Below are 13,968 nucleotides of genomic sequence, written 5' to 3' on the forward strand. Positions count from 1 at the left end.
GTTATAAAATTTATGAAAAGCAATCACTGATTTACCGTCAACATGGTAGGCGGCGCTTTTTTTAACACCCAAACCCGACCGTAGTGGTTATAGAAACCTGCCGCTATACCCGCCGCCCCACCAATACCATGATAGATATCGAAATGATGTCCCTTTATCGCCCCACCAACATCCAATGCAACCATCAGCCGCATCTGGTACTGACCGGTAAATTTACCCTCTCTATCCAACAGAGGTATCTCTGCTAACAGGGTTGTTCCTGGTGGAATAAGCATTTTATCAGCGGCCACAGAAGCTTTTGCAATTAAAGGAACACTACTCGCACCTCGTACCGGCGCATAGTTTTCAGGTTTAAAGAAAACAAATGATGGGTTCTGCTCCAACAGCTCACGGACTTCTGCCTCACTGTGAGATTCTGTCCATTTACGAATCGCCAGTATAGAGATATCTTCCTGCGCAATTTCTCCGCGCTCAATCAGCAACTTGCCAATGCTCCGGTAAATATGCCCATTTTTACCGGCATAACCCAAAAAAGTCAGTGGCCTACCATCACCAAAATCAACATACCCACTGCCCTGCACCTCCATAATATAATTATCAATCAGTGAACGACTATAACCAATAATCAGACTGGGGCTAAGAGCGCCGTTGTCTATTTCAGTTCGGCTTGGTAAACGGTATTTACTCTTAGGCGGCATCCGGTACAGAGGATACTTAAATTCCCCCTGTTTAACACGACGAGCTTGTAACACTGGCGTATAGTAGCCGGTAAATTGGACGTTACCGTAATTATCCACACCTTCCATCTGGTAAGCGCGTAAATTAAACAGATTCAACTTACTGGTTTCACCACCCGCTAACATCCAGTTTTGAACAGCGTCAAAAGTTAAGCTATTACAATTATACAGACGAGGAGCAGACTGACTAATTAGCGCAACCTGCTCTGAAAAATCCTTTGCATTAACTGGCTTACCCTGCGCATTAGGTTGATTAACCAGCCGTAAATCCTGCTCGATATGACCATCTCTATATTGTTGGCCCTGTGCCGTTGGGCGAGAATGACATCCAACCAACAGTGAAATCACGGCTCCACACAGCAGATACTTACCCCAGTATTTCATTGTTGTTTTCTCTCTTACCAACATAACTCTGTGGCGAACAAAATGCTAAACCAATAGAAACGATGCAACTTACCATAAAAAAAATAACTTAACAAAACAACGACACAAACGAATAGAAAAACATCAATACGCAGAGTAACTAATCAAAAACGTAACGAAACAAACAATAATTAATAAAAAAACTTGCAACAGATCTTATCCTGAGTATAGTGCCCGCATCGGACGCGGGATGGAGCAGCCTGGTAGCTCGTCGGGCTCATAACCCGAAGGTCGTCGGTTCAAATCCGGCTCCCGCAACCAACACTATAAAGTAGTTCAATATTTGCGAATGGAACCGATTCCAGCAGGCGTTAGTGATGCAGGAAAGTACAAAGTAGGTTCTAATACGGACGCGGGATGGAGCAGCTTGGTAGCTCGTCGGGCTCATAACCCGAAGGTCGTCGGTTCAAATCCGGCTCCCGCAACCAATTTTCGCTACTCAAAATATCTATACGGACGCGGGGTGGAGCAGCTTGGTAGCTCGTCGGGCTCATAACCCGAAGGTCGTCGGTTCAAATCCGGCCCCCGCAACCAATTCTCTATGCATTTCAGCATACAAACTCCAAAAGCAACTTGTGAATGACTTTTCGATAATTTTTTCGCCATCGTATCTGCGTTCAGTTTAATGACAAACATCCACCTGTGGTCATTTCTGGCTTGACAGATTATCGTTTACAAACGACAACAAAACCATGAACGAGATACGATACTATATCGACAATACCGGACGTGACGTCTTTGAAGAATGGCGAGAACAAGTAATGAAGGATAGATCATACGACGAAGCAATGACCGAGGTGTTCCGCAAAGACCCAGCTTACGTGATCGAGTTACTAAACAGCATCCTTGAAGATAGCGAACAAGCCGAATTACTGATTGCTCTATCGCACCTTGTCGGCCAAGGGCAACCCGGAAGTTAGGAGTCTAAGTGCGATTCTGCGTGTCATGGGCTTGCGCCTGGCAGTTCAACTCATCACTACCCACTAAAATAGGGGGAGGGAGTATAGGCTAAAGGAAAATAGCCCCTTCCCTTTTTAACAGCAAAAATTACCCATAGCAGCGGGTTCAAATCGCCAAATTACCACCATTCTTGAAATAAGCTTTGATACCCGCAAAAATTGACTCTGCGACTTGCTGCTGGAAACGTGCGGTTTTCAGTTTCCGCTCCTCTTCCAAATTGCTAATAAACGCAGTCTCTACCAGAATCGAAGGGATGTCTGGTGCTTTCAGTACCGCAAATCCAGCTTGATCCACCCGATTTTTATGCAATTTATTCACTTTGCCCATACGCTTAAGCACTTCGCTACCAAATTTAAGGCTGTCATTGATTGTCGCAGTTTGTAACAAATCAAACATCGTATGATCCAGATACTTATCACCGCTTTTACTCACTCCGCCAATTTGGTCAGCTTCGTTTTGCGTCTGGGCTAGAAAACGTGCGGTATTACTGGTTGCACCTTTAGTCGAGAGTGCAAAAACCGAAGAACCACGGGCAACTCGGTTAGTAACGGCATCAGCATGAATAGAAACAAAGAGATCAGCTCGCATTTTACGCGCTTTTGCCACCCGGACTTTTAGCGGGATAAACACATCTTCATTACGGGTCATATAAACTTTCATACCCGGTTCACGCTGAATAAGCGCTTTTAATCGACGGGCAATTTGCAAAACAACGTCTTTTTCACGAGTTTTATATTTGCCAATAGCGCCAGGATCTTCCCCGCCATGTCCAGGATCAAGCATGATAATGATCGGCCTGTCTTTACCTGCTTTACCTGACTTTGGCCTTTCCACTGGCAAATCTTCTGCTAAATGACCTTTATTGTACTCTTCAAGTAGAGCAAGTAATGGATCATCATCCGTATTAACCCTCGCTGCCGGATAAATATCCAATACCAAACGATGTTTAAATTTCGCCACTGGTTTCAAAGTAAACATATGTGGGTTGACCGATTGCTTAACTTCGAACACCAAGCGAACAGTTTTAGGATTAAACTGCCCTACCCTCACCAGTTTAAGATAAGGATCACGGGATTGAATCTGCTCCCCCATCCCGCTTAGAGTATGATTCAGTTGTACACCTTCAAGATCAACCACAATTCTATTTGGATTTTTTAACACAAACTGGCGATATTTGAGTGGAATATTGGATTCAAGAGTCACACGGGTATAACTGGATGCTGGCCAAATACGTACCGCTATAACTTTTGCTGACGCTGCGTAACCCACCTGGCTAACACTAAGTAACCACATCGCTGCGGCTCCCTGCAACAAACGACGTCGTGACAGATTATGATCTGAATGACTCATCTACTTAATATTCCATTCATAAAATACAAACACTCAGGTGATATTCACCAAAGAAACGATCAAATGAAAAACTTTAACCAATCGGCATTATGCTGTCATCAATAAACAGCATTTTATATTTTGCAAATTATTAACGTCTACAGGTATATGAAAATGTTTTTATCTGAATTGCCTCTTGCCATTTTCTCTCAAAAGGAATAAAAAAGCATAAATTACGAATAAAAATTCAATCGAGAGTCTGTTATGAAAGAACGCAGCACCGAATTAGTTGAAGGATTTCGTCATTCTGTTCCGTACATCAATGCACATCGTGGTAAAACCTTTGTTATTATGCTTGGTGGAGAGGCTATTGCCCATGAAAATTTTACCAATATTATCAACGATATAGGATTATTGCATAGTTTGGGTATCCGCCTGGTCGTCGTTTATGGCGCCAGACCTCAAATTGAACAAAATCTTGCAGACCATCATTACAAACCGATTTACCACAAACATACCCGTGTAACCGATAATAAAACATTAGAATTAGTCAAACAATCTGCTGGTTTGCTGCAACTGGATATTACCGCACGTCTTTCTATGAACCTAAATAATACCCCGTTACAAGGAGCCAATATTAATGTTGTCAGCGGTAACTTCATTATTGCTCAACCGCTTGGCGTTGATGATGGTGTGGATTATTGCCACAGTGGAAAAATTCGCCGTATCGATGAACATGCCATAAATCGCCAATTAGACAGTGGAGCAATCGTGCTAATTGGTCCTGTTGCAGTTTCTGTTACCGGAGAGAGTTTTAATCTGGCATTTGAAGATGTTGCTACGCAGTTAGCTATCACACTACAGGCTGAAAAACTGATTGGTTTCTGCTCTACTCAAGGTGTACAAGATGAAGACGGAAAAATTCTATCGGAAGTTTTTCTTAATCAAGCACCGGAGTTAATTAAAAAACTAGAAGTTAAAGGTGATTACTATTCAGGCACAGTCCGTTTTTTACGGAGTGCAGTAAAAGCTTGCCGTCGTGGTGTTCGCCGCAGCCATTTATTAAGTTATCAGGCAGATGGTTCTCTACTTCAAGAATTATTCTCCCGAGATGGCATTGGCACTCAAATAGTGATGGAAAGTGCAGAACAAATACGCCGGGCTAATATCAATGATATTGGTGGTATTCTCGAACTTATTCGCCCACTGGAACAACAAGGCATTTTGGTTCGCCGTTCAAGAGAACAACTTGAAAGAGAAATTGATAAATTCATCATTATCGAACGCGATAACCTGACTATCGCCTGTGCTGCGCTCTATCCTTATCCTGATGAGAAAATTGGCGAAATGGCTTGTTTAGCCGTTCATCCTAAATACCGCAGCTCTTTAAGAGGGGAAGTATTACTGAATCGCATTGCGGAGCACGCCAAACAGTTCGGACTGGAAAAACTGTTTGTTCTGACTACCCGCAGCATTCATTGGTTCCAGGAACGGGGTTTTGAGCCCGCAGAACTCTCAATGCTACCGATTCAGAAACAAGTGTTATACAACTATCAACGCCGTTCTAAAATCCTTATGTTAAGTTTGGAACCACAGTAATAAACGCATTCATGCCGAAAAAGCCGACTTTTACGAAAAGAGTATGCTGAATATATCAGCCGCTTTTACTGGAAACTGGGACTTTGGACTCGTGCATATTGTATGATTACCGCAGACGGCGCTCCGATTAAGAGACTAAAAATAGATATCCAGAAGCAAGAAAACCCAACGAAATAACAGCTCTTCGAGCTATTTATTCTCCATCTCCCCCTAATGCTAAAAGCGCGTTTTACTCACAATGAGCATTCAGGAGGGAGAATTCCGCAGGTTTTGTTAAACGACGCAATTCACCTATTTATGGAAGACCCGCGATAACCATCGCGGGCCTTGTTACCGAGTTAGTGCCAGTTAGCTGCCAGCACAGGTTGCAGCCGCTGTTGCTCGACATCGCCGAGCATTGCGGTCGCAGGCGCTGGCGGCGCGAATGCAGCCATAGCCTGGACAAGGTGTTCGACATCACTGTCCATCAACCGATGACCATCACCGGCCATGATGTTACTTGGTCGTTCGGGGTGACTGGAATACCAATTATGCAGCGTTACCTCCTGCTTGCTGCCAATGACTGAAATTTGCAGATCCTGCCCTTCATGCTGGAACCACAGACGCTCAGGGCTGATATCCTTTCCGAACACCAACCGCCCCATATTACCGCTAAATTCCAAATCATTGTCCCCATGCCCGACTTCCACCGTCGACATAGTGCCACTGGTCACAATATTGTTATTACCATCCCCGACTTTCACTTTCGACATAATACCGCTGGTCACGATATGGTTATCACCATTCCCTACTTCTACCGTCGACATCTCACCGCTGGTCACAATATGGTTATGACCATCCCCTACTTTTACTTTCGTGAAGGTTCCCGACGCTTTAATGGTGTTGTTGCCATGTCCGACTGTTAGTCTGTCGACATTACCGACAATAACGTTGTTACCATTACCTAACGTGATATCGGCAGAACGGCCCATCACATTCACCTTATTGTCACCGTTGCCGGCAACCACATTGCCACCCATAGCTTCCACATTGATAGTCTTGCTCTCGTCCCCCAAAGTAACCTTGGCAAAGGGAATTTCGACCGTAATGGAATTAGGATCAGTAGTCACTGGTGTAGGTTCCACCGCTGGCTCAATTTTCGGAACGCTGGGCATTAGGTGTAGTTCAAAAGGAGGGATACTGATCGCTTCCCGCTCAGGGGTAACAGTCAGTTCAAACTTAGACATATCAATCGGTTCAACTTTAGGAAAAGTGAACGGTTCAAACTTAATCGGTTCCCACTCAATAGGAGGAATAGTCACCGGTTCCCACTTAGGAATAGTGATCTGTGTTAATGCGTCCGGAACAGTAACCGTCGGTTTATCGGGAGATTGCGTCACCACTGGCCCGACCATTGGCACCAAATCCGGCGAAGGCTCCGCAAAGAGGAAGTCGGCCGCATCGACCTGCGAAATATCCAGGGTATCGAGATACAGCAGCTTCACGTTTGAATCAGTACCGCTGGCCCCATTAAAGATAACTTCAACGCCATGAATTTGTGACAGGCCGTTGATCGTGCCACGATTACTCTTAGTGATGGTTAGTTGGCTGAAATCAGTGATTCCGGTTTGACGCAAATCAATTTTATCAATGCCATGACGGAATCCACGTAATGCATTCTTGTAGTCCTTGGCGCCCGGTTGGGCTGCCACCACAAAAACATCTGACGCCGCACTGTCATGACTATAGATCGTTCCATTCAAGCTAAATTTCATCTGCCCCTGAGCATCGCTAGTGAGCATGACGCCCCTGCCGCCGCCCTTAAGGATCACGGTTCCCAAGCCTTCTTGTGGCTGGAGTGTTGAAGCGTCGCTACTCGTGTAAGCCACCGGGGCGATAAAGGTGTCTTGGAACTCGAAGTTCGTCGCACCGATCCCGGCGAGTGTCTGATTTTTCAGAACAATACTCTGCCCCTTACCCAGATCGACCTTAACATCCGCCCCCTGCTGCGTCAGCAACAGATCGGCAAATTTTTTGCCACCAAATCCTACCAGATCGATAATTTCGCCACGAGCAGCCTCGAAGTTGCTGATAATATCGCTGCCCGCCTCACGACGGTGGACCACAAAGAAGTCCTTACCCGCGCCTCCTGCCAGTGTGTTGTTTCCACGCCCGCCATCAAGCAATGCATCGGCATTACCAGCGACCAGCGTATCGTTGCCATCTCCGGTGATAATGTTCTGAATGCCCGACGGATTCTTTATCGTCAACGCTGCGCCGCCAATACTGGCAACACCGGTCAGCAAGTTAACTGAGGTATCCCGTGAAACAGCCGCCGCATTGAGGGTATTACGCCCTCCCGCCACGCCATTGACCGCATCATCCAGCACCGCGCGGTTGGCCTGCTTGACCACCGACTGGATATATTCATCAGTGTAAAAGTAAGTGTCATCCGGGGTGCTCTTGCTGCCGTACAAACGTAACGACCAGGCATTTAATGTGACCGGCAGGCCGGAATTCGCATCGGTCACCTGTAGGGTCCAGTTGCCAGCCGAGCGTTCGCCAAAATCATGGGTCGACATAAAGCTGTACTTGAACGTCCCCGACTGGCTACTACCCAGATCGGTCGCACTCGCGCCCGGCATGCCGTCTGGAACCTTACCCTGACGATTGAGCAATATGCTTTGAGTGCCATCGGGAGAGATCAGTTTGAGCGTCAGATCGCCAAGACGGCCTACTTGGGCGTCAAAATCGATCTCGACATGCTCAACATTCAGACCGGCATTCATGGCGATGGACGACGTTAGCGTCTCACCCGCGGCCAAGGTTTTCCCCAGAGGGCCGCTGGATGCGCTATAGACGTACTCGTTAGCAGCGGTGCTTTGAGTCATCCAAGACTCGGCCAAACGAACAGCGGCTCGCGCATCGACTTGACCAAAACCGTAATCGTTGCTGGTATGCATACCGCCGCCATTCCAGCTATGGCTGTTATTATCGTTCCATTTGGTAGATGGGTCATTGATCTTGCGAGCAGATAGAGCAAGGATCTGCTGCACATCCCGATAACCTAAGTTCGGGTTGGCCTCAAGCATCAGCGCAACAACACCGGAAATTATCGGAGCGGCAAAGCTGGTGCCTTGCATGCTGGTGTAGTCATTGCCGAAAGTTGAGCCACGTTCGGTTTTCAGCATATGGCTGGTAGACACGACATTGCTGCCCGGTGCCGAAACTAACAGGCTAGCTCCCGGATTGGAGAATGGTGAGGAACCAATCTGCAAAGTCGATAAATCGCCCTGTGCGTTAATTGCACCGACTTCCACCGAAAAGCGGTTGTTATTGGTCAGTGACCCTTGTGCATTGCCGCCTTCTGCACGATTGTTGCCGCCCGCCGCTACGATAACGGTACCCAATCCGCCACGACCATTAGCCGCCGCGTACTGCGCATTCATACTCAGCGACGCGGCGGTATTTTTATAGAGCCGTCCTGAAAGCTGCTGAGTGCGAAATCGTTGGTAAATCCCCAGCTATTGTTGGCAACGTCAAAACTGACCATATGCCCCAGTCCCGCAAGATCGGCACCGTCATTGGCCAGATAATAGCCGCCCAACGTAGCATCATGGGCAACCCCGACGCCACCTGCATTATTTTTCGCCGCGACCATCACACCCGCCACCATTGTCGCGTGGTTGGAGACCACGTCCGGCAAGGCGCCATTGGTTTGTTGAGTCTGCAACCAAGCTTTGTCGACATTCGCCGCAAGGTCGGGGTGATTGATATCAAATATTTCAGGCGCGGTGGCAAACTTACCTCCCGGCTCGAACTGACCAATGCGTACTCCCTTGCCGGTGTAGTCCTTCCAGACCGGCAGAATATTGGCATCGCTCAGATACCACTGCTGAGCAGCCAATGGATCGAGAGGAACTTCCGGGGTCAGTAACGTGACAGGAGCACGCATCGGCGCAGTCTCCCCGCTGTTCAGGTCTACTACCGATGCCGAAGGATTACCAGCAGCATCGGTAACACCGTATTTGAAGCTGATCAAGCCAGTGTAATTCGGGTCCGGCGTAAACAAGACATCGCCTTGGTTTGTGAGGCTGACCGTACCGCCTATCGCATCCCCAACATTGGCAATGCGCAAGGCTCCCTGGCTGTTAAGGTGTTGATCGTTAGACAACAGACTTTCTGCGGAAATCAGATGTGGCTGAGTACGATCAAAAACCTTGCCGTCCTTGTCGTGGGTGAGGACATCCTCGACAGGCATAGCATCAGGTATTTGTAAATCAACAGCTGAAATATCCGCGAAATTGAGTTTTTGGATATTTTTCAGCGTTACCGTGCCGTCACGTCCAGCGACCTTGTCGGCCACGATATATCCGCTGTCGGTACGGTTGATTCGATAGTCGCCGTGGTTGCCGTGCAGGCTGACGATGTTGATCCCACCATCCCCATCAATCGTTGCATTGCCGTGACCCACTTCGATTACGTCGTCACCCAAACCGCCGAAAATCTTATCGGCGCCGCCGCCAGCGTGAATAATGCTGCCGCCTTCGGAAGCATAGATTGTGTCGCCCTGAGGACCGGCATAGATAACCGACTTGCCACTGCCGCCAATGATGGTGTTATGTCCGCTGCCGCCGACCAGGACATCGTTACCCATGCCACCTATCAGAGTTGAATTGCCGGAACCCCCCTTGATAAAGACACCGTTGACACTACCGCTTATGATCGTATCGTTACCGCTCCCACCTTCAGCAATGGTTAAACTGGCTTGCCCCATGTTCAGCTCCACGCCTTGGTTACCGACAATAATCGCCGTATCGTGCCCTCCATTGCCGTGAATGTTTTTCGTATCGTCAGAAGCACTGATAACAAAAACATCATCACCGGTACCGCCAACATAGGTGTTGCTCCCTGCGCCCCCGACCAGCCAACTGCCGGTTTTTGCCGCAATCAACGTATCATTGCCGCTGCCACCATACAGATTGCTTACCCCCAGTTGCTCGGCATTTAGGGTTTCATCTGTTTCACTCTGGCTGGCGTAAGCTGTGGTAGTGATGCCTTTGGTGGTGGAAGTCACTTTCGTGCCAGCTCCCTGAGTGCTCAGGGTGTTGCTAACGGTATCACCAAGAAAATCGACGGCCAGCACTTCCTGAGTTTTACCATTAATAGTAAACGATCCGCTGGCAACGACCCTGTTCCCATCACGAACTTCTGTTTTATTCGAAGCCCGGACGTTTATCTGGGTAATACCCAATTCCGCCAGTGTTTTGAGTTCGCCCGCATCGACTTTTGCATCGTGGGTGCTGTCGACCCAAACCCGCAGCTTGCTCCAGATCGGGTCATTCTGATCAATTACCCCGTCCTTGTTCACATCTTCACTAGCCAGAGCCCCGAAACCATCTTTGAATTTTTTTTCGCCAGCGGTTCCATTTATTCCGGCCTTACCACTGTAGTACTCGGAGAACATCTGGCTGACATCTTTTATCTGACCACTACCATCATCGATCACCAGTATTCCGGTATTGCGATCGGCCCAGCCGCTGCGCTTAAGCGTGCCACTGTTATCCATGTCGAACAACACGCCGTCACGGATATCAGTCATGTGCACACCATTGCCACTCAGATCCAATAACAGCGGGTCAACATACGTGTTGAACGTCGTCATCGCCGATAAACCGTTCAACGTCACGGCGTTGCGCAGGCCGAAGTCCAGCTTGCTAGTGTCCCCGGGTTGGTAGAAAGGCTTGTAGAACTCTGACAGATAGGTGTTAGGTCGGACATTGGGATCGAGCTGCATTTCACCGGGACGAATACCACCTGTGGCAAGGCTGGCCATCTGTGTTGAAGTGAAGTCTGTTTTATTGAGAATATCTCCAAGAGCAGATATTTTATGTGTCGCCGCATTTTGTATAAACCCGTTGGCGACATCCTGCTGAGCTTTGCTTTCACCCTGAATATACCGCAGAGGTTTTGGCATAGGCACGATATCAATGTTAATAAATGGCTTCATCGGTAGGGTAATTTTCGTATCCTCTGGCCTAAGCCATAAACATGCTCGACCACTTTCATCGTCCAGATAATAAAAATCACTATAACGAATATAACGACTCAGGTTGTCACGAATAATTTTACGTCCATTATTTTGTAACATATCACGCAAATGCACAGGATTATGATTGGGGAACAATTCTCCCTCGAAACCTTTTTTGCTATAGCCAATGGCTTTTAATGATGCAAATACGAAATCCACGCAACTGTTTTCGGCCACATTGTAACGCTCAGCATCAAATCCAACTAACGATGGGTCTTTTGAAAAAACTTTTAACCTGTTGTACTGAAATTCAGTCAACTCTACGGTGGTTTCGTAAGAGGTCTTTTGGTAAGCGGCATCATCATGAACGGTTATGTTCCCTTCACCAAACATTTGGTCATGCTTTGACTCGAAACCAAAACTCTCTTTATTCCCGTCGCCGTCATTTAAAACATACCACATATGACCGCCGAATGAAGAATGTACGTCTCCCGCTTTGTGCTCGTTCTTATCGACCTGATAAATATATTTCGCCCCCATCGGAGCAACTTTATATGTTACGGTATATTTCTTTGCCATCGTTGATATTTCCTTTATTTACATTTTAAATCTTCGGATTGAAATAAGTGAGCTCTACAAAACTCTCAATGTCATTAAAAGCAGGCACATCCTCCAAGGTAGTAATTATCGCAGAGTAACGTCCCGGGGGTAACTCTAGTATTTTAATATTGCGCGCCGCCGTATTTATCCTTCTCTCTTCGTAATGGAAAGCACGTATCCAACCGTACCCCACCGCGTTTATTTTCTTGTCAAAAAAAACCTTGCCGTCTTTAACCAGACGAAGCGAAACGGGGATGGCAATCCCATCACGTTCAAGATTTCCGAACAATTTAAATCGCTTTTCCATTTCATCAAAACCACTCCCAGTAGCAAACAGCAGGGCAAACTGATAATCTCCAGCCTCGCTCTTGCTGAGTTCAAAATTAATCTCGACGGATTGACCAGAATGCGACACATCAATCGGTTTGCGTATAGTCTCAATGTGCTTAGAGCATGCCATTAATAAGGTGCAACTCATGAAAATAATCATGTTGCGCCAGTTTTTGAACCTTTCATGTATACGTAATATTTTCATTTCGTCACTCCAAATTTTAATATTTTCTTTGTTTATACCGATACCATTTTAAACCTTCTTAAATCTTCGGATCGTAATGGTTGAATTCAACAAAACTCTCAATACCATTAAAAATAGGTACATCCTCTAGGGTGGTAATTACCGCAGAGTAGAGTCCGGGAGGTAATGAAAATGTTTTAATTTCTCTCACAGCCGTATTTATACTTCTCTCTTCGTAATTGAAGACACGCCCTCCTTCGGATCCCGCGGCATTTATTTTCTTGTCAAAAAAAATCTCTCCATCTTTAACGATATGGAGTGAAACAGGGATTATTACTCCATCTTTATCAGCTCTCCCAAACAACTTAAACCGCCTTTCCATTTCATCATAACCCTCCCCAGTTTCAAACAGCAGGGCAAACTGATAATTGCCTTCCTTGCTGATTTCAAAATCAATTTTGACTGATTGACCAGACTTCGATACGTCAATCGGTCTGTATATATCAATGTGCTTAGAGCAGGCCATTAATCATGTACAGCTCATAAAAACAATAATATTTAGCCAATTTTTAAATCTTTCATATACCTGTAATATTTTCATTTCATCACTCCAAACTTTAATATTTTCTTTGTTTATACTGATACCATTTTAAACCTTATTAAATCTTCGGATCGTAATAGGCGAATTCAACAAAACTCTCGATGTCATTAAAGGCAGGGATATCCTCCAGTGTGGTAATTACCGCGGAGTAACGTCCTGGGGGTAACTCCAGTATTTTAATGTTTCGCACAGCCATATTTATTCTTCTCCCTTCGTAATCGAAAGACTGTCCCCAACCACGTCCTCCTGCATTTATTTTTTTGTCAAAAAAAATCTTGCTATCTTTAACCAGACGAAGCGAAACAGGGGTTATTACCCCATCCTTATCAACATTCCCGAACAATTCAAGCCGCCTTTTCATTTCTTCATAGTCATCCCCTTTATCAAACAGCAGGGCAAACTGATAATTTCCAGCCTTGCTGATTTCAAAATCAATTTTAACTGATTGACCAGACTTCGATACGTCAATCGGTCTGTATATATCAATGTGCTTAGAGCAGGCCATTAATAATGTACAGCTCATAAAAATAATAATATTTAGCCAATTTTTAAATCTTTCATATACCTGTAATATTTTCATTTCATCACTCCAAATTTTAATATTTTCTTTGTTTATACTGATACCATTTTAAATCTTATTAAATCTTCGGATTGTAATAAGTGAACTCGACAAAACTCTCAATCCCATGAAAAGCAGGCACATCCTCCAAGGTGGTAATTACCGCAGAGTAACTCCCCGGGGGTAACTCAAGTATTTTAATATTGCGCACTGCCGTATTTATACTTCTTGCTTTATCATAGACGGTACTCCCCCAACCGGTTCCCACGGCGTTTATTTTCCCGTCAAAAAAACTCGCCGTTTTTAACCAAGCGAAGCGAAACGGGAATAGCAGCCCCATCATGATTAAGATCCCCGAATAACTTAAATCGTCTTTCCATTTCACCATGACCACGCCCAGTAGCAAACAACAGGGCAAACTGATAATCTCCAATCTTGCTGATTTCAAAATCAATCTTGACTGATTGGTCAGATTGCGTCACATCAATCGGCCTGTATATATCAATGGGCTCAGAGCAGGCCGCCAACCAAGCACAACTTAAAAAAATAATCATCTTGTACCATTTTTTGAACATTTCATAAACCTGTAAAACTTTCATTATGTCATTCCAAATTTTGATATTTTATTTACTTATG

General features: G+C 45.7%; 8 protein-coding genes, 3 tRNA genes and 3 pseudogenes. 6 read left to right on the forward strand and 8 right to left on the reverse strand.

Features of this window, described 5'->3' with window-relative positions; translation table 11 throughout:
• Positions 1-23: 23 nt before the first annotated feature.
• Positions 24-1,121 carry a murein transglycosylase A gene (gene mltA / locus ACGF5R_RS01370; protein ID WP_387689365.1) on the reverse strand — a complete coding sequence of 366 codons (1,098 nt, stop codon included), beginning with the start codon at positions 1,119-1,121 and terminating at the stop codon, positions 24-26.
• A gap of 223 nt (positions 1,122-1,344) precedes the next feature.
• Between mltA and ACGF5R_RS01375 the strand changes: the two genes are divergently transcribed.
• The 4 genes from ACGF5R_RS01375 to ACGF5R_RS01390 all read left to right on the forward strand — a co-directional run bounded on the left by ACGF5R_RS01375 (position 1,345) and on the right by ACGF5R_RS01390 (position 2,080).
• Positions 1,345-1,421: transfer RNA gene (locus tag ACGF5R_RS01375), tRNA-Met, on the forward strand.
• 90 nt (positions 1,422-1,511) lie between these two features.
• A tRNA-Met gene (locus tag ACGF5R_RS01380) sits at positions 1,512-1,588 on the forward strand.
• 29 nt (positions 1,589-1,617) lie between these two features.
• Positions 1,618-1,694 (forward strand) — tRNA-Met (locus ACGF5R_RS01385).
• 158 nt (positions 1,695-1,852) lie between these two features.
• A complete protein-coding gene (locus tag ACGF5R_RS01390) occupies positions 1,853-2,080 on the forward strand; it encodes a hypothetical protein (RefSeq protein ID WP_370446040.1) in 228 nt (75 codons plus the stop codon).
• A gap of 145 nt (positions 2,081-2,225) precedes the next feature.
• On the opposite strand, the gene amiC is transcribed toward ACGF5R_RS01390, so the two are convergent.
• Positions 2,226-3,470 (reverse strand): N-acetylmuramoyl-L-alanine amidase AmiC, encoded by a 1,245-nt coding sequence (gene amiC / locus ACGF5R_RS01395; protein WP_112876492.1) that lies wholly within the window; start codon positions 3,468-3,470, stop codon positions 2,226-2,228.
• A gap of 243 nt (positions 3,471-3,713) precedes the next feature.
• Here amiC and argA point away from each other — a divergent pair, with 243 nt between their 5' ends.
• Positions 3,714-5,048, forward strand: a complete 1,335-nt coding sequence (argA, locus tag ACGF5R_RS01400) for an amino-acid N-acetyltransferase (protein WP_262981348.1) — start codon at positions 3,714-3,716, stop codon at positions 5,046-5,048.
• A 27-nt stretch (positions 5,049-5,075) separates the two neighbouring features.
• Positions 5,076-5,225 (forward strand): annotated as a pseudogene (locus ACGF5R_RS01405) (IS200/IS605 family transposase); the annotation flags it as partial.
• A gap of 161 nt (positions 5,226-5,386) precedes the next feature.
• Here the strand turns inward: ACGF5R_RS01405 and ACGF5R_RS01410 are convergent.
• From ACGF5R_RS01410 to ACGF5R_RS01435, 6 genes and pseudogenes are all read right to left on the reverse strand, one after another.
• A pseudogene (locus ACGF5R_RS01410) lies at positions 5,387-11,637 on the reverse strand (S8 family serine peptidase).
• Positions 11,638-11,662: 25 nt separating this feature from the next.
• Positions 11,663-12,193: a DUF5625 family protein gene (locus ACGF5R_RS01415; RefSeq protein ID WP_262981486.1), complete on the reverse strand. Its 531-nt coding sequence runs from the start codon at positions 12,191-12,193 to the stop codon at positions 11,663-11,665.
• Between the two features lie 58 nt (positions 12,194-12,251).
• Positions 12,252-12,773, reverse strand: a pseudogene (locus ACGF5R_RS01420) (DUF5625 family protein).
• A gap of 58 nt (positions 12,774-12,831) precedes the next feature.
• A complete protein-coding gene (locus ACGF5R_RS01425; RefSeq protein WP_387689369.1) occupies positions 12,832-13,353 on the reverse strand; it encodes a DUF5625 family protein in 522 nt (173 codons plus the stop codon).
• A gap of 58 nt (positions 13,354-13,411) precedes the next feature.
• Positions 13,412-13,720, reverse strand: a complete 309-nt coding sequence (locus tag ACGF5R_RS01430; protein WP_315903398.1) for a DUF5625 family protein — start codon at positions 13,718-13,720, stop codon at positions 13,412-13,414.
• Positions 13,617-13,931, reverse strand: coding sequence for a DUF5625 family protein (locus tag ACGF5R_RS01435; RefSeq protein ID WP_387689372.1), 315 nt, complete (start codon positions 13,929-13,931; stop codon positions 13,617-13,619). The genes ACGF5R_RS01430 and ACGF5R_RS01435 overlap by 104 nt, the downstream gene beginning before the upstream one ends.
• Positions 13,932-13,968 lie beyond the last annotated feature (37 nt).

It is taken from the genome of Photorhabdus sp. RM71S (assembly GCF_042879355.1).
Classification (GTDB): domain Bacteria; phylum Pseudomonadota; class Gammaproteobacteria; order Enterobacterales; family Enterobacteriaceae; genus Photorhabdus; species Photorhabdus kayaii.